Origin of the sequence: Antarctobacter sp., from assembly GCF_048262615.1 — a bacterium.
Classification (GTDB): Bacteria; Pseudomonadota; Alphaproteobacteria; order Rhodobacterales; family Rhodobacteraceae; genus Antarctobacter.
Map to the genome: position 1 here is coordinate 51871 of NZ_JBLXFB010000019.1, position 15648 is coordinate 67518.

Sequence of the window (15648 nt, forward strand, 5' to 3'; positions counted from 1 at the left end):
GCTCTCCTATTGCAGCGTGGGCTGCGCGCTGGCGCGCGATTTGCAGTAACTGGTGATGCCGACGCCTTCGAGATTTTCAAGCGCCGGGCCTGTGACGCGCTCGGAGTGCCCGATGAACAACAGGCCGCCGGGGGTCAGCATGGCGCTCATGCGCTGCCAAAGGCGCCGTTGGGTTTCAGGGGCGAAATAGATCGCCACGTTTCGGCAGAAAATGGCGTCGAACGGTCCCTTGAATGGCCAGTCGTTCATCAGGTTCAACTCATTGAACGTCACCAGAGGTTTCAGTGTTTCGGTGATGGCGTATGTTTTGCCGGACGGGTCATTGGTCGCCATCCACTCCTTGCGCAGCGGGGCAGGGACGCCGGAGGCCTCTTCGGCGGAATAGACCCCGGCCCGCGCCTTCGCGACGATTTTTGGATCGATGTCCGTGGCCAGGATGCGGACATCCCTGGCATGTGCGTCCGGTATCGTTTTGAGCAGGGTCATCGCGATGGAATAGGGCTCCTGACCGGACGAGCAGCCCGCTGACCAGATCCGCAACCGCCCGCCAGCCCGGACCTTCTCGCCAAGCTCTTGCGCCAAGCCCCTTTGCAAAATGTCGAAATGATGGTTTTCCCGAAAGAAACTGGTGACGTTTGTGGTCAACGCCGAGATCAGCTCCAGCCTTTCGTCCTCTTCTTCGGCGCGATTGAGCAGCGCAAGGTAGTCGGCAAAGCTCTGGACTTGCCGGGACTTGAGCCGCCGCGCCAACCGCGAGTACACCAATGGCTTTTTGCTTTCGGCAAGGCTGAGGCCAAAACGCGCATGCGCAAGATCGGCAATCGAGCGAAAGTCGTCGTCGCTGAAGGGAATGTCGCGCGTGAAGGCGCTCGGCGCCGGGCTGTTCATGCAGGCAGACCTTTTTCGCTGTCGACCACGGCCCCCAGGTTGACGACCCGAACCATGGACTCGTCGACCGAGATCATGCCGAGGATGCTGTTGCGCGTGGCCTCGGACTTGATGTCCGGGGTCTCCTGGATCGCGCTTTTCTCGACGGACAGGATTTCCGACACCGATTCCACCAACAGTCCGATGGTGGCGCCATCGACGGCGGCGACGATCACGACATTGCGTTCATTTGCGGGTGTCGCGCCCAAGCCGAATCGGGCCGAGAGATCGAAGATCGGGATCACCGCACCACGCAGGTTCATGACCCCCAGCACGTCCTGAGGCGTGTGCGGGAGCGCGGTCACCGGTGTCCATCGCCGGATCTCGCGGATCTGCGTGATCTCAAGGCAATAACTCTGGCCGCCTGCCGAGAAGGTGATGAATTCGAACTGCGTGTCCGCAAGTGCTTCAGCGGTCTCAGCCATGACGAAGCTCCATTCTGCTGTGCTGTGCAAAGGGATCGTGACCCGACGAGTGGCCCAGTTTGATCAGCTCTTCGGGATCGAGGATCAGTGCGATTTTGCCATCCCCCAGAATGGTCGCCGCAGAGACACCGGGGATGGCGGCATAGTTGCTTTCCAGACTCTTGATCACCACTTGGCGCTGGTCATGGATGGCAGTGACGCGCAGCGCGGTCAGTCCTTGCATCTCTGTGCTGACCAGCAGCAGAATGCCGTTTCGGTGCTTGTCATCAGGTTTGCCCAGCCCAAGGCTGTCGGCCACGTCAATGATCGGCACGTAGGACCCACGCACGCTGACCACTTCACTGTCGGTGCCGACCACATGGATGTCGCGCGGGTTGGGGCGAATGGTTTCAAGGATCGAAGAGATCGGAATGACCATGGTCTGGTCAGCCACGGAGATTACAAAGCCATCCATCACGGCCAGCGTCAGAGGCAGGACGATTGCAAATGTTGTGCCCTTTCCGGGGGTTGAGGTGATCGATACCCGACCGCCAAGGGCGTGCACCGCATTCTTGACCACATCCATCCCCACGCCGCGGCCCGACAGGGCCGAAACCTGTCCTGCGGTTGAAAATCCGGGCAGGAACAAGAGGTTGTCGATCTCCGGATCGGACAGTTCGACATCCGGCGGGACCAACCCTTTTTCCATCGCCTTGGCGAGGATCACTTCGCGGTTCAATCCGGCGCCGTCGTCGGAAATTTCGATAAAGACGCTTCCGGAACGATGCGCCGCCGAAAGCCGGATTGTTCCCGTCTGGTCTTTGCCTGCCTCGGTGCGGGCCGCAGGCGATTCCAGCCCGTGATCAACAGCGTTGCGCACCATATGGGTCAGCGGATCGGCCAGTCGTTCGATCACCGTTTTGTCCACTTCGGTGGAATCGCCGACGGTGACCATCTTGGCTTTCTTGCCGGTTGCGTCTGACGCCTCGCGCACAATCCGGGACATGCGCTGGAACAGCGGTTTGACGGGCTGCGCACGGATCGCCATGACGCCTTCCTGGATATCGCGCGCCAGCAGTTTGTAGGCCTCCAGTTCATTGGTCAGGTGGGCCACGGTGGGCAGGTCAAGTTCCTCGATCCGTTGCGAGATCATCGCCTGATTGATGATCAACTCGCCAACCGTGTTGATCAGCCGGTCAACCCGGTCCAGATCGACCCGCAGCGTCGGTTTGGGGCCGCGCGATTCCTTGTTTGCCGCCGCGGGGGCCGGTTTTTCCGGACCCGGTTCGGCTTTCTTGGCGGGCTCTGTCGTGGCCAGTGCCGCCATTGCCGGTTCGTTGACAGGGGCTTGCGGAAGCGCCGTCTCTTCCAGTATCGAAAGGGGTGCCTCGTCCGGCATGTCCGGCGCATCCGGAATGTCAATCACCGGCGCACCTGCCGCCTGATCGACTGTAATCTCCAGCGTGCACAGCCCTTCGACGAATTCGAACACTTCGTGCAGCGTGGTCTCCGGCTCGCTGGTCGAGAGCGACAACTGCCAGGACAGGACCGCATCCGCTGGATCGAATGCGTCGAATTCCGGCAACCTGTTGAGATCCACCTCGACCGACAGGCTGCCCAACTCGGCCAGCGCGTCGAAGATCAACAGCGGTTCATGCCCGTTTTCGTAAAGCGCCCGCGACGGGGTAAAACGGATGTCGAAAACCCGTGTACTGCTTGCGCCATCGTCGATGGACAGGTCGATCTGGGGGCCGTCAAAGTCCAGCGTGACCGCGTCAAAGCTGAAATCCTCGGCGGCGGTGTCGCCGTCCAGATAGCTTTCAAGTTCGTTGACAAGCCCGGCCTCGATCTCATCATCCAGATCGGTTTCGTCCCGTGCCGCCGCAACGAGGTCAGACAGGTGATCGCCGGCCCGATGGAACAGGCTCATCAGTTTTTCGTCGACGGCCAATGCGCGATCGCGGACCTTGTCCATGACGGTTTCAAAGCTGTGGGCAAACCCCACCAGCCGGTCGAGGGCGAACGCACCGGCGCCGCCCTTGATGGAATGCACGGAGCGGAAGACCGCGTTCACGACCTCCATGTCGTCGGCGGCGTCCTCCATCTGGGACAGCCCCTCAACAAGGGCTTCGAGCAATTCTTCACATTCCTCGAAGAAGGTATCTTTGATCGAATTTCCCGACATTTCAGCTCACATGCCCCGTCAGTCTCCGCAGGACCGACACCAGTGAGGCGTCGTCGAATGGTTTCACGATCCATCCGGTGGCCCCCGCGTTGCGCGCCCGCGACTTCAGATCGTCAGAACTTTCGGTGGTCAGGACGAGAATGGGCACATTGGTGCGGTTGGGGCCGCTGCGCAGCGTGTCAATCACGCCGAACCCGTCCATCTTGGGCATGTTGATATCGGTGATCACCACATCCGGGTCGACGTCGGGAAAGATGTCCACACCTTCTTGGCCGTCGCAGGCAGAGTGGAATTCGAACCCCGCGCCTTCAAGTGAGACACGCAACAGGTTGCGGATCGTTCGCGAGTCGTCAATTGCCAGGACTTTTGTCGTCATTGCAGCAGTTCCTTGTCGAAATGATCGGAAGAGAGACCAAGCCTTTCCAGTCCCTCACGAAATCCGGGCGCCATATCGGTCACGTCGAAATTTACGCCGTCCTCGGCCCATTGCTTTTGGGCCACCAGCAACAATTGCAGCCTGTGGGAATCAAGACGGGCCACATCGCGGGCCGAGACGGTGACCGGCAGCCGTCGGGCGTTCAAAAGAAAGGCGACCAGCGGGTCTTCACCGGAACGGGCCCGTGCGGGTCCGAGAGCGTGGAAACTGATGTCTGACATCGCGGTACTGCATCCTTCGTAGCACTGTGTGCGTCTTGGCTTGACACATCTGACGCCACGAAGAGATAGGGATGCGACCTTAACAAAGCGTTCCGACGGTCGCTGAGACAGTGCATGGCACCGGCTGGCCGGGATCGGGAAATGCGCGGAATTCAGGGCGGTTTCCGAAACTATCTGATTTCAAACATGAAAACCGCAGGTGCGTGACCACTGTGCGCCGTTTCGGCCGGTGGCATCGAAATTCGACAATTCGAGATATCGCCAGCCACGTTGATGACCGCCCGCCATTGCCGGGGCGGTCACCCGGTCGGTGCTACATGCAAGGCGGGGCCGGTCCCTCTGGACCGGCCCCGCCTGACGGGCGTCGCGCCGGGCGCGTCGCCTGTTGTTCCGTGTTGCCTCAGGCGGCTTCGGCCTTGTCCGGACCAAACCGGCCGTAAAAGCTTTGCGTCTTGTCGGCCATCTCGCGCAGCAAGGGCGGGCAGGCAAAGCGCGGGCCATAGGCCTCGGCAAGCTGGTCACAGCGTTCCGCCGCATAAGGCGTACCGATCATGTCCAGCCACGACAGCGGCCCGCCGGACCACGGCGCAAAGCCCCAGCCAAGGATCGCGCCCACGTCGCCTTCGCGGATGTCCATCAGCACGCCTTCTTCCAGCGCGCGCACCGCCTCCAGTGACTGCACGAACAGCAGGCGATGCTGGACCTCGGTCACCGTCGGCTGATCCTCGACCTGCGGGTACTTGTCCTGCACCAGCTGGCTCAGGCCCTGACGCTTGCCCTTTTCGTCGTAGTCGTAAAAGCCCGCCTTGGTCTTGCGGCCCAGCCGGCCCTCACCTTCCATCCAGAAGATGACCTCATCGACCTCGCCATCAGGATAGGCGTCGCCCATCGCCGCGCGGGTGGCGCGGGCGATCTTGGCCCCCAGATCGATCGAGGTTTCATCGACCAGTTGCAGCGGACCCAGCGGCATCCCCACCATCTTGGCGGCATTCTCGATCAGAGCGGGCGCGATGCCCTCTTTCACCATGCGGATGCCTTCATTGATGTAGGGGATGATGCAGCGGTTGGCGTAGAAGAACCGCGCGTCGTTGACCACGATGGGCGTCTTGCGGATCTGGCGCACGAAATCCAGCGCCTTGGCCACGGCGCGATCCCCGGTCTGCTTGCCCTTGATGATCTCCACCAGCATCATCTTCTCGACCGGCGAGAAGAAGTGGATGCCGATATACTGCTCGGCATTTTTGGACGCCTTCGCCAGATCGGAAATCGGCAGGGTCGAGGTGTTGGTGGCAAAGATGCAATCGTCGCCGGTCACCGCATCGACGGCTTTGGTCACCTCTGCCTTGATCTTGGGGTCTTCAAACACCGCCTCGACGATCAGGTCACAACCTTTGAGATCGTCATACGAGGTGGTCGCGGTGATCCGCGCCAGCATCGCGTCGGCCTTGTCCTGGGTGATCTTTTTGCGGCTCACGCCCTTGGCGGCATAATCGGCGCTATAGGCCTTGCCCTTGTCGGCGGCGGCCTGATCGCGGTCCAGCAGCACCACTTCGATCCCCGCCTGCGCCGATACCAGCGCAATGCCCGCGCCCATCATGCCCGCGCCCAGAACGCCAACCTTGGTGACTTTCTGGTCGGCCACATCTGCGGGACGCACCGCGCCCTTTTCCAGCGCCTCCTTGTTGATGAACAGCGACCGGATCATGTTCGCCGACGACGGGTTCATCAGCACATTGGTGAACCAGCGCGCCTCGATCTTCAGCGCCGTGTCAAAGGGCACCATCGCCCCTTCATAGACCGCGCTCAAAAGCGCCTTGGCGGCGGGATAGACGCCCTTGGTCTTGCCGTTGACCATCGCGCTCGCCCCGACAAAGGTCATGAAGCCTGCGGGGTGATAGGGCGCGCCGCCGGGCATTTTGTAACCCTTGGCGTCCCAGGGCTTGAGGATGTCCGCGTCCTTGGCGTTCAGCACCCACTCCTTGGCAGCGGCCAGCGGATCCTCGACGACCTCGTCGATCACCCCGGCGGCCTTGGCCTTTTTCGGATCGTTCAGCTTGCCCTCCAGCAGCAGAGGAGAGGCGGCCATCGCGCCCATCTTGCGCACAAGGCGCGTGGTGCCGCCTGCGCCCGGAAAGATGCCGACCATGATCTCGGGCAGGCCGATCTTGGCCTTGGGGTTGTCGGCGGCAAAGATCCGGTGCGTCGACAGCGGGATTTCCAGACCGATGCCAAGTGCTGTGCCGGGCAGGGCGGTGGCGATCGGCTTGCCGCCCTTGTTGGTCTTGGGGTCCATGCCCGCGCGCTCGATCTTGCGCATGATGCGGTGGGCATTCATGATCCCGTCAAACAGACCCTTGGCCGGGTCGTCGCCCGCCATTTCCTTCATCTTGGCGATAACTTTCAGGTCCATGCCACCGGCAAAGCTGTCCTTGCCAGAGGTGATCACGATCCCTTTGACCGCATCCTCTGCCAAAGCTTCGTCGATCAGCGCGTCAAGTTCGTCCCACGCCTCCAGCGTCATCACGTTCATGGACTTGCCGGGCACGTCCCATGTGATCACCGCAACGCCGTCTGCGTCCGTTTTCATCGTGAAATCAGTCATTCTCAGTCTCCAGTAATTTTCGGGGGGCGCCCGGTCCACGCATGATGGCCACGGGCGTTGAGGATTGCCGACATCTTCCATCCGTCGTCGGTGGGATGCAGAAGTGCGGTAGATGTATAGGGATCGGTGATCCGCTTGCCCTGCCGCATCAAATCGGTGCGGTAAGAGGCCAGAACGGTGCCGTCTTCACAGTGTTCGACGCCCATCCGTTCCCTGTGCACAAGATCCAAAGCCATCGCATCGCAGGCTTCGAGATACAGGTCGAAATTCTGCCGCACGTCGTCGTCGGTGGACAGGGTGACGGGCCCGGACCCGGTGACCATGCTGAACGGCAGCAGCATCCGGGCGCGCCAGTGTGTGATGTCGCGCGTCAGGAAAGGCTCGGATATATCGGTCAGGAACTGCTCGAATTCGGCATGTGTGAAGGTGGCTGTCATGACTCTGCCAACGCCCCACCGTCTCGGCGCAGAAAGCGCATCTTGCCGCCTTCAACCTCGACCTTCAGGTCAAGGTCCGAATACCAGCCGGTCTCACGGTCCGTCCGCGTGCCGATGACCACAAAGGCGCCCTCGATATCCGACGTGTTCAGGATATGATGCCCGTTCGGATCGCCCGCCGGAAAGGCACAGCAATCGCCGGGGACAAGCGGCGTCTCACCGTTGTCATCGACCAGTGTCAGCGCCCCTTCGGTCACCACCAGAAACTCATCCTGCCGTTCATGCCAGTGCCGAAGCGAGGACATCGCGCCGGGGGCCAATCGCACGAGGTTTGCGCCGAATTGGGTCAGCCCGGCGGCATCGCCCAGCCGCTGCTGGCGACGCCCGATCATGGCCTCATCATGCGGGGCAGGGTAGGAGGACCCGGTGCGCAGGGGTATTTTGTCCAGATCGATCCGCGGCATCAGATGAACTGCCTTTCACGAAGACGGTCGACCGGTTTGGACCCGAAACTTGTGTGGCCACGGTATTTCATGCCGCCGCAAAAATCGCGTGCCGGCCGATGTCCCGCGTCCGCCAACAGCGGTTGTTCGCAGAAATTGGGATCGACGGGATGCGTCCCGCCGCACATGGCAGGGGCCTTGTGGCGGTCCCGGAGCCGCGTTGCCAGTGGTGCGATGACCTCGCCATCGATGCAGATGCGACGATTTTCGAATGTACCAAGATCCGAACGGTCGCCGGGCTGCTGACGCTGTTTGACCACAAGATTCATGAGCCACCGGATACAAAGCCGCGCACCCGCGGTCTGGTCCGGCGGTGCGATTGCGGTCACGCCGTCCAACCGGGACAGGTTTCCGTCACGGGCCTGTTGCGTCGGCGTGTCCGGATCGGCCCGGCAAATCTGTGTCGCCATGTTCTTGGTCATGTCAGCCCGCCATGGCCGGGGGCGTCCTGCGCATCGATTTGCGCCTGCATGGTCAGATGGCCCATCGGGTGGATGACCGATGTCATGCGCCAGGTCAGGTCCGCGCCTTGTTCGATGGTCATGGCGCTTTTGTAGGCCGGAATAACCAGACGTGCGCCGCTCAGAATATGGGTGCGGTAGGCACCGTGAATCCTGCGATCCCCGACCATTTCGGCGATATGGACGCGCCGGACAATGTCACTCACGCCGTGAACGCGCAATTGCGTGACCGTCCGGTTAAAGTCTTCCTCAAGGTGGTCCGTTCGCATCACGACCATCGTTCCCGTGCTCGTCTGAACAAAAAGCGGCAGTTGAACCGCCTCGCTCAAGGTGGCGAATTGGCCGTCCAGATAGGCACGGGTCACCCGGTCCAGATAGCTCTGGAAAACCGCTTCGGCAGCGTATTTTTGCGCCTGATCGGTTGACGGTTGCGCGCCCCCGCTCAGCAACGCCCGACCATGGTCGCTGTCAGACGGCACCGAATACAGCATTCCGGCGATCCGCCATTGATCGTTCTCGCACACCAGTTGCGACAGCGTCACCACGGGGTCCTTCAAAAGCTGGCCGTCCGCTGACCGAATATGCGTCATATGGCAGGATCGTATCACAGTCGGCCCGTCAAAGAGCGCCAATTCGATCCACCGGTCCAGTTTCGCCAGTCCGATGTCCGCATAATGCGCGCGCACCCGGTCAAAGGCGCGTTCCAGATCCGCCTTGGTGTTCAGAAGGCGGACACCGTCGATGGTCCCAATGGACTGTGGCAGTCTGAAACAACCTGCGAAGGCGTCGAAGTCGCCGGACATAAGCGCGCGTCCAGTGGCATCCAGCAGGCTGGATGCCACCTTTTTCGCGGTGTCCGGCGTCATCGGCACCGGGGTTACACGCGCTCGATGATGGTCGCGGCACCCATGCCGGACGCGATGCACAACGTGGCAAGACCGGTGCCTTTGCCGGTCCGCTCCAACTCGTCCAGCATCGTGCCCAGAATGATCGCCCCGGTTGCGCCCAGCGGGTGGCCCATGGCGATGGAGCCGCCGTTCACATTGACCTTGCTGTCATCCACGTCAAAGGCCTGCATGAAGCGCAGCACAACCGAGGCAAAGGCCTCATTGACCTCGAACAGGTCGATGTCGCTGATCGACATGCCGCTGTCCTTGAGGATCTTCTGCGTGGCGGGGACCGGGCCGGTCAGCATGATGGTCGGATCGGTGCCGATCTTGCAGGTCGCCCGGATACGCGCGCGCGGCTTCAGACCGTATTTCTCGCCGAACTCCTTGTTGCCGATCAGCATGGCCGCAGACCCGTCCACGATGCCAGAGCTGTTTCCCGCGTGGTGAATGTGGTTGATCCGCTCCAAATGCGGGTATTTCATCAGCGCAATGGCATCAAAACCCGGCATCACCTCACCCATGTCCTTGAACGATGGCTTGAGCGCGCCCAAGGTTTGCATGTCAGTGCCGGGGCGCATGTATTCGTCGTGGTCGAGGATCGGCAGGCCGTTCACGTCGCGCACGGTGATAAGCGACTTCTCGAACCGGTTGTCTTTCCAAGCGGCGGCGGCGCGACGTTGCGATTCAACCGCCAGTCCGTCTGCGTCATCGCGGGAAAACCCGTATTCGGTGGCGATGATATCGGCCGAAATGCCCTGCGGGACAAAATAGCTGTCCATGGCGATCGAGGGATCGACCGCGATGGCCGCGCCGTCGCTGCCCATGGCCACACGGCCCATCATCTCGACCCCGCCGGCGATATAGGCCTGACCCGCACCGCCCTTGACCTGGTTGGCGGCAAGGTTCACCGCCTCCAGCCCCGAGGCGCAGAAACGGTTGATGGCAAGGCCGGGGATGCTCTCGTCAAGATCAGAGGCCAGCACGGCGGAGCGCGCAAGACAGCCGCCCTGCTCACCAACCTGTGTGACATTGCCCCAGATCACGTCCTCGACGGCGTGACCGTCAAGACCATTGCGCTCTTTCACAGCGTTCAACACCTGTGCCGAAAGACGCAGCGAGGTGACTTCGTGCAGCGCGCCATCCTTGCGGCCCTTGCCGCGCGGCGTGCGGACGGCGTCGTAAATATAGGCTTCGGTCATGTGATATCCTTTTCTTCAGGCCCGGTCCGCAGGGGATCCGGGCATCAGCTCATAAGGCGCTTTCCATCGGGGCAGCCCCTCGATGTTTGCCAGCCACCGGTCGATCGCGGGCCAGTCGGCGCGCTCGAAACCGAAAGGTTCGGGGTAAAAGAGATAGCCGCAGCAGGTCAGGTCGGCATTTGTGGGCGCCTCCCCCACGATCCATTTGCGGTCCGCAAGATGTGCGTCGAGAACGCCATAGGCGCTCTTGAGCCGCCCCTGCATGAAGCCGATCACTTCTGCGGGCTGTTTCTCCTTGGGCAGGAAGTTCATCAGGAACCGCGTCATGCCCGCCACCGATGACAGCTTATGGTTGTCCCAGAGTATCCAGCGCAGAACCTCGCGCTCCTCGGCCCTGGTCGCTCCGCCGAAATGGCCGTAGGTCTCTGACAGATACTGCTGGATCACGCCGGATTGGCTGAGCCGGATGTCGCCATCTTCCAGCACCGGACATTCACCCATCTCGTTGACGTCCTGCCGATAAGCATCGCCGCGGGTTTCGCCGTTGAAGAAATCGACCTTGACCGGCTGCCAGTCCAGCCCGGCCAGTTCCAGCGCCAGTGCCGCCTTGTAGGAATGTCCCGACTCACCGAAGCAGTAAAGTTTCATGGTCATCGCGCAGCGCCTCCCGTCGCGCTTGTTGTTCCCGGCAGAGCGGGGGTTTCACACCCCCGCACCCCCGTGGGCGTATTTGTCCAGAGAAGAAACAGCAGGCGCCTTCCCTGATAACGGCGCGTTAAGGTTAACGCGTCATGGTTGGTCTTGCGGTACAGGCTGGGGAGCCGATGACCGCCAGAGGAGAAGCCCCGTGCCTGGCCAAAGGCGCGGGCAAGGCGGGAAGGTTGATTGCAGCCCTGCATATTGGGTCCGATACGCAACCTTCCTGTTTCTTCTCTGTGGCAAATACCCCAATCCTTTCTCACCGCGCAGCGCCGTCCTAGAGGGCGCGTGCGATCAGTTCCTTCATGATCTCGTTTGTGCCGCCGTAGATGCGTTGCACACGGGCATCTGCCCACATTTCAGCCACGGCGTATTCCTGCATGAAGCCATAACCGCCGTGCAATTGGACGCATTCGTCCAGAACTTCGCCTTGTGTGTCGCTCAGCCAGTATTTCGCCATTGCCGCCTTTTCGACGCTCAGTTTGCCTTCCAGATGCTCTGCCATGCAGGCGTCGAGGAAGGCGCGGGCGACGGTTGTCTTGGTCTGACATTCGGCCAGCTTGAAGCGGGTGTTCTGGAACTGGGTCAACGGCCCGCCAAAGGCCTCGCGTTCCTTGCAGTAGCGGATCGTGCGGTCCACAGCGCCCTCCATCGCGCCGACCGCGCCGCAGGCGATGATCAGCCGCTCCTGCGGCAGTTGCTGCATCATCTGGTAGAACCCTTGTCCCTCGGCGCCGCCCAACAGGTTTTCTGGCGGGATCTCGACATTGTCGAAGAACAGCTCTGATGTATCCGCCGCGTGGCAGCCGATCTTGTCGAGGTTGCGACCGCGGCTGAACCCTGCCGCGTCTTCGGTTTCGACCACCATCAGCGACATGCCCTTGGAGCCTTCCTTGGGATCGGTCTTGGCCGCCACCACGATCAGGTTCGCGTGTTGCCCATTGGTGATAAAGGTCTTTTGCCCGCTCAGGCGATAGGCGTTGCCCTCTTTCACGGCCTTGGTCTTGAGCCGCTGCACGTCCGACCCGCCGGAGGGTTCGGTCATCGCCAAGGCGCCCACCAGCTCACCGGTCACCATCTTGGGCAGCCAGCGCGTTTTTTGCTCTTCGGTGCCGTAGGACAGGATGTAATGCGCGACGATGCCAGAGTGGATGCCGTGACCCCAACTGGCCAGATTGGCGCGGCCCGCCTCCATCAGGATCACCGCCTCATGGCCGAAGTCGCCGCCTGCGCCGCCGTATTGCTCGGGGATCGAGGGGCAGAGCAGGCCCAGTTCCCCCGCCTGCGCCCAGGTTTCGCGGTCCATCTGTCCCTGCTTGCGCCATTTGTCATAGAGCGGCTGCCATTCGGTTTCGATGAACTTTGCTGTCATCTCGGCCAGCATGGCGTGCTCGTCGGTCATCCAGTTTTGCGGCATGGGGTCCCCGTTATTTCTTGCGTTCGTCCAGATCGGCGTTGAACAGCCGCAACCTGTGCGCCAGCGCATCGGTGTCGGTCACGCTGTCGAAGTGTTCAAAGAGGAAAGACAAGGCCTCGCCTTCGTCCAGCCCCGCCTCATGGGCGAACCGCTTGAGCTTGCGATAGCCGTCCTCGGTCATCGCGACCGGGAAACGGCGGGTCAGGCGAAATCGTTTTGGCATAGGCTCCTCCGAGGCTGGGTGTGCCGGGCGGGTCGCCCGGTCACGGGGGCGGCGGCGGGGACATATCCCGCCGCCTCTACCTTTGCCTCAGAACGCGTCCGCCTCAAGCGCCATCACCGTTTCTGCGCCGCTCTCGATCCGTTTGAGATGGGTGCCGGTCATCGGCAATTGTCGCGCCATGTAGTAGCGCCCGGTGGCGATCTTGGTGGCGTAGAAGTCCGTATCGCCCCCGCCTGCGGCCAGCTTCGCCTTGGCGGTCCATGCCATTTTCGACCACATCAGCCCAAGGCAGACATGCCCGAAGAGGTGCATGAAATCGTAAGAGCCGGACAGCGCGTTGTTGGGGTTCTTCATGCCGTTCTGCATAAAGTACATGCCCGCCGCTTGCAGGTCCTTGGAGGCCGCCTTGAGCGGGTCGAGGAAGTGCTTGTCGAAATCCTCGTCCTGACCTTTGTGCTCAGAGGCGAAGGTCTTGACCATGTCGAAGAAGGCCATGACGTGCTTGCCACCGTCCTGCGCCAGCTTGCGGCCCACGAGGTCCAGCGCCTGCACGCCATTTGCGCCTTCGTAGATCATGGCAATGCGGGCGTCGCGGGCGAATTGCGACATGCCCCATTCCTCGATGTACCCGTGGCCGCCGTAGACCTGCTGCGCGGCGGTGGCCATCTCAAAGCCCTTGTCGGTCAAAAAGCCTTTGACGATCGGGGTCAGCAGGGAAATCAGCCCGTCGGCGGCCGCATCGCCTGTCTTGTGCGCGCGGTCGATCATCGACGCGCCCCAAAAGACAAAAGCCCGCGCCGCTTCGACAAAGCTTTTCTGGTCCATCAGGTTGCGGCGGATGTCGGGGTGCACGATCAGCGGATCGGCGGGACCGTCAGGGTTTTTCGCCCCGGTCACGTCGCGGCCTTGAAGGCGGTCCTTGGCGTATTCCACGGCGTTCTGATAGGCGACTTCGGCCTGGGCATAGCCTTGCAGGCCAACACCCACCCGCGCCTCGTTCATCATGGTGAACATGGCGCGCATGCCCTTGTGCTCTTCGCCCAGCAGATAGCCCGTCGCCTCGTCGTAATCCATGACGCAGGTCGAGTTGCCGTGGATGCCCATCTTTTCCTCGATCTTGCCGACCGAGACACAGTTGCGCGCGCCGGGATTGCCCTCGGCGTCGACGATGAACTTGGGCACGATGAACAGGGAGACACCCTTGATGCCTTCGGGGCCGCCGGGGATCTTGGCCAGAACCAGATGGATCACGTTCTGGCTCATGTCGTGGTCACCGGCGGAGATAAAGATCTTCTGGCCGGTGATCTTGTAGCTGCCATCGTCCTGCGGCACCGCCTTGGTGCGCATCAGGCCCAGATCCGTGCCGCAATGCGGCTCGGTCAGGTTCATGGTGCCGGTCCATTCGCAGGTGACCATCTTGGGCAGATACATGGCCTTCTGCGCGTCCGACCCGTGGGCGTGGATCGCCGAGTAGGCGCCGTGGGTCAGGCCCGGATACATGTTGAACGCCATGTTGGCGGCGGAGAACTGTTCGCCCACCGCCGTGGCCAGCACATAGGGAAGGCCCTGGCCGCCATACTCCGGGTCGCAGTCCAGCGCGGTCCAGCCGCCTTCGCGCATCTGGTCAAAGGCCTCAAGAAACCCTTTCGGCGTGCGCACGACACCGTTTTCAAGGACGCATCCCTCAGTGTCGCCAACCTGATTCAGCGGGGCCAGCACGTTCTCGGCCAGTTTGGCCGCTTCGCCGAGGATCGCGTCAAGCGTTTCGCGGTCCAGATCCTCATATCCGGGGATATCTTGGGTGCTGATTTTCAGCACATCATCGAGGATGAACATCTGGTCTTGGATCGGCGCCGTATAGCTGGGCATGTCTCTCTCCCTGGGGTCCTGCCGGCGTCCCGGATTACCGGATCGCGCGTTTCTGTTCCATCGAGGCCAGCATCCGCTCGCCCCATTTCATCTGTTCCTGCAACTCACCGATCGCGGTGTTCAGTTCGTCCCGTTGCCGGATCAGGTCCGCCAACCGGTTTTTCGCCACCCCATAGGCCGCCTCCAGCTGCGTCTGCTGCCGGTCGCCCACATGGTAGAGGTCAAGCAGTTGCCTGATTTCCTCCAGGCTGAAACCAAACCGCTTGCCGCGCAAGATCAGCTTTAGCCGTGCCCGGTCGCGCCGGGTAAACAGCCGTTTCTGGCCTTCGCGTATCGGGAAGAGCAGCTCCTTCTGCTCATAAAAGCGCAGGGTCCGAGGGGTCACCTCGAACGTGTCGCACATTTCCCGGATCGTCATCAGTTGCTCGTCTGTCATGTCTCGCATCCCCGGCTCTCCGTGTCCGTCACAGTCGTGTCACGGAATGGAGGTGCAGGTTGCGCTGCCTTCTTACAATGGGAATTCTCGTTGACGTAACTCATACGCTACGTCACTCTTTGCTTGACGTAAGATAAAGCAAGGTCAAGCGCTGTTTTGCGCAATATTTTTACCAAAGGATAAAATTTCTGCGCGCCGAACCGCTTTGGCTGATTGCCGTGGCAACGCGGACAGCGTCAATCAGGCGTCAACCGGCGCCGTTCAGCGTTTCGTCGGTCTCGTCGCGCAGGGCTTTTAGTTCGTTCATGGCGTCGTCAAGCTGGCGCCGCTCGTCTTCGAGATGGGCAAGCTGCCGGTCCGCCATGGCGATCCAGGCCCGCATCTGCGCCTCGGTGCCCTCGTGTTCGTAGATCAGAAGCCACTGGCGGATTTCTTCGAGTTGGAAGCCGAACTTCCGGCCACGCAGAATCAGCGTCATGCGGGCAATCTCGCGCGGGCCGTAGTGGCGCGCCCGGCCATCCCGTTCGGGCGTCAAAAGCTCGATATACTCGTAGTATCGCAGGGTTCGCGGCGTGACGTCGAACTTTGCGCACATTTCCTTGAACGTCAGACGCGTGTCGCCCATCACCTGTCTCCCCATCAGCCACGGTGAAACCTAAGCCGCAGCCGAGCCCGAGACAACCCGACGTCAAAGCGCAGCGTGTTCCCCGATCGCTTGCAGCCCTTGACCCGCGCGCCC

17 protein-coding genes are annotated in these 15648 nt (G+C 61.5%); all 17 read right to left on the reverse strand.

Annotated elements, in window-relative coordinates; all coding sequences use genetic code 11:
• Positions 1-6 precede the first annotated feature (6 nt).
• The gene (locus tag ACN0S5_RS17905) at positions 7-888 is read right to left on the reverse strand and encodes a CheR family methyltransferase (protein ID WP_417210106.1); all 882 of its coding nucleotides are present in this window, start codon (positions 886-888) and stop codon (positions 7-9) included.
• A complete protein-coding gene (locus tag ACN0S5_RS17910) occupies positions 885-1352 on the reverse strand; it encodes a chemotaxis protein CheW (protein WP_417210107.1) in 468 nt (155 codons plus the stop codon). The genes ACN0S5_RS17905 and ACN0S5_RS17910 overlap by 4 nt, the downstream gene beginning before the upstream one ends.
• Positions 1345-3516 carry a chemotaxis protein CheW gene (locus ACN0S5_RS17915; RefSeq protein ID WP_417210108.1) on the reverse strand — a complete coding sequence of 724 codons (2172 nt, stop codon included), beginning with the start codon at positions 3514-3516 and terminating at the stop codon, positions 1345-1347. Before ACN0S5_RS17915 ends, ACN0S5_RS17910 begins: the two co-directional genes overlap by 8 nt.
• 1 nt (position 3517) lies before the next feature.
• Positions 3518-3892 (reverse strand): response regulator, encoded by a 375-nt coding sequence (locus tag ACN0S5_RS17920; protein ID WP_417210109.1) that lies wholly within the window; start codon positions 3890-3892, stop codon positions 3518-3520.
• Positions 3889-4173: an STAS domain-containing protein gene (locus ACN0S5_RS17925; protein ID WP_417210110.1), complete on the reverse strand. Its 285-nt coding sequence runs from the start codon at positions 4171-4173 to the stop codon at positions 3889-3891. The genes ACN0S5_RS17920 and ACN0S5_RS17925 overlap by 4 nt, the downstream gene beginning before the upstream one ends.
• 400 nt (positions 4174-4573) lie before the next feature.
• Positions 4574-6775: a 3-hydroxyacyl-CoA dehydrogenase NAD-binding domain-containing protein gene (locus ACN0S5_RS17930; RefSeq protein WP_417210111.1), complete on the reverse strand. Its 2202-nt coding sequence runs from the start codon at positions 6773-6775 to the stop codon at positions 4574-4576.
• Positions 6776-6777: 2 nt separating this feature from the next.
• Positions 6778-7212 (reverse strand): hypothetical protein, encoded by a 435-nt coding sequence (locus ACN0S5_RS17935; protein WP_417210112.1) that lies wholly within the window; start codon positions 7210-7212, stop codon positions 6778-6780.
• Positions 7209-7676, reverse strand: a complete 468-nt coding sequence (locus tag ACN0S5_RS17940; protein ID WP_417210113.1) for a cupin domain-containing protein — start codon at positions 7674-7676, stop codon at positions 7209-7211. The genes ACN0S5_RS17935 and ACN0S5_RS17940 overlap by 4 nt, the downstream gene beginning before the upstream one ends.
• Positions 7676-8053, reverse strand: coding sequence for a hypothetical protein (locus ACN0S5_RS17945; RefSeq protein ID WP_417210114.1), 378 nt, complete (start codon positions 8051-8053; stop codon positions 7676-7678). Before ACN0S5_RS17945 ends, ACN0S5_RS17940 begins: the two co-directional genes overlap by 1 nt.
• An 80-nt stretch (positions 8054-8133) precedes the next feature.
• Positions 8134-9042, reverse strand: a complete 909-nt coding sequence (locus tag ACN0S5_RS17950; RefSeq protein WP_417210115.1) for a hypothetical protein — start codon at positions 9040-9042, stop codon at positions 8134-8136.
• Between the two features lie 11 nt (positions 9043-9053).
• A complete protein-coding gene (locus ACN0S5_RS17955; protein WP_417210116.1) occupies positions 9054-10265 on the reverse strand; it encodes an acetyl-CoA C-acetyltransferase in 1212 nt (403 codons plus the stop codon).
• Positions 10266-10280: 15 nt separating this feature from the next.
• A complete protein-coding gene (locus tag ACN0S5_RS17960; RefSeq protein ID WP_417210117.1) occupies positions 10281-10919 on the reverse strand; it encodes a glutathione S-transferase family protein in 639 nt (212 codons plus the stop codon).
• Between the two features lie 322 nt (positions 10920-11241).
• A complete protein-coding gene (locus tag ACN0S5_RS17965) occupies positions 11242-12366 on the reverse strand; it encodes an acyl-CoA dehydrogenase family protein (RefSeq protein WP_417210118.1) in 1125 nt (374 codons plus the stop codon).
• 25 nt (positions 12367-12391) lie between these two features.
• A complete protein-coding gene (locus tag ACN0S5_RS17970; RefSeq protein WP_417210119.1) occupies positions 12392-12604 on the reverse strand; it encodes a hypothetical protein in 213 nt (70 codons plus the stop codon).
• A gap of 87 nt (positions 12605-12691) precedes the next feature.
• Entirely contained in the window at positions 12692-14473 is a 1782-nt protein-coding gene (locus tag ACN0S5_RS17975) for an acyl-CoA dehydrogenase C-terminal domain-containing protein (RefSeq protein WP_417210120.1), read from the reverse strand.
• A 34-nt stretch (positions 14474-14507) separates the two neighbouring features.
• Positions 14508-14909: a MerR family transcriptional regulator gene (locus ACN0S5_RS17980; RefSeq protein WP_417210121.1), complete on the reverse strand. Its 402-nt coding sequence runs from the start codon at positions 14907-14909 to the stop codon at positions 14508-14510.
• A 247-nt stretch (positions 14910-15156) separates the two neighbouring features.
• Positions 15157-15534 carry a MerR family transcriptional regulator gene (locus ACN0S5_RS17985; RefSeq protein WP_417210122.1) on the reverse strand — a complete coding sequence of 126 codons (378 nt, stop codon included), beginning with the start codon at positions 15532-15534 and terminating at the stop codon, positions 15157-15159.
• Positions 15535-15648: the final 114 nt, after the last annotated feature.

Bases quoted from the DNA above. Each gene is read 5' to 3' on its own strand.
- ACN0S5_RS17905 (WP_417210106.1), bottom strand. From the start codon at position 888: ATGAACAGCCCGGCGCCGAGCGCCTTCACGCGCGACATTCCCTTCAGC.
- ACN0S5_RS17910 (WP_417210107.1), bottom strand. From the start codon at position 1,352: ATGGCTGAGACCGCTGAAGCACTTGCGGACACGCAGTTCGAATTCATC.
- ACN0S5_RS17915 (WP_417210108.1), bottom strand. From the start codon at position 3,516: ATGTCGGGAAATTCGATCAAAGATACCTTCTTCGAGGAATGTGAAGAA.
- ACN0S5_RS17920 (WP_417210109.1), bottom strand. From the start codon at position 3,892: ATGACGACAAAAGTCCTGGCAATTGACGACTCGCGAACGATCCGCAAC.
- ACN0S5_RS17925 (WP_417210110.1), bottom strand. From the start codon at position 4,173: ATGTCAGACATCAGTTTCCACGCTCTCGGACCCGCACGGGCCCGTTCC.
- ACN0S5_RS17930 (WP_417210111.1), bottom strand. From the start codon at position 6,775: ATGACTGATTTCACGATGAAAACGGACGCAGACGGCGTTGCGGTGATC.
- ACN0S5_RS17935 (WP_417210112.1), bottom strand. From the start codon at position 7,212: ATGACAGCCACCTTCACACATGCCGAATTCGAGCAGTTCCTGACCGAT.
- ACN0S5_RS17940 (WP_417210113.1), bottom strand. From the start codon at position 7,676: ATGCCGCGGATCGATCTGGACAAAATACCCCTGCGCACCGGGTCCTCC.
- ACN0S5_RS17950 (WP_417210115.1), bottom strand. From the start codon at position 9,042: ATGACGCCGGACACCGCGAAAAAGGTGGCATCCAGCCTGCTGGATGCC.
- ACN0S5_RS17955 (WP_417210116.1), bottom strand. From the start codon at position 10,265: ATGACCGAAGCCTATATTTACGACGCCGTCCGCACGCCGCGCGGCAAG.
- ACN0S5_RS17960 (WP_417210117.1), bottom strand. From the start codon at position 10,919: ATGACCATGAAACTTTACTGCTTCGGTGAGTCGGGACATTCCTACAAG.
- ACN0S5_RS17965 (WP_417210118.1), bottom strand. From the start codon at position 12,366: ATGACCGACGAGCACGCCATGCTGGCCGAGATGACAGCAAAGTTCATC.
- ACN0S5_RS17970 (WP_417210119.1), bottom strand. From the start codon at position 12,604: ATGCCAAAACGATTTCGCCTGACCCGCCGTTTCCCGGTCGCGATGACC.
- ACN0S5_RS17975 (WP_417210120.1), bottom strand. From the start codon at position 14,473: ATGCCCAGCTATACGGCGCCGATCCAAGACCAGATGTTCATCCTCGAT.
- ACN0S5_RS17980 (WP_417210121.1), bottom strand. From the start codon at position 14,909: ATGACAGACGAGCAACTGATGACGATCCGGGAAATGTGCGACACGTTC.
- ACN0S5_RS17985 (WP_417210122.1), bottom strand. From the start codon at position 15,534: ATGGGCGACACGCGTCTGACGTTCAAGGAAATGTGCGCAAAGTTCGAC.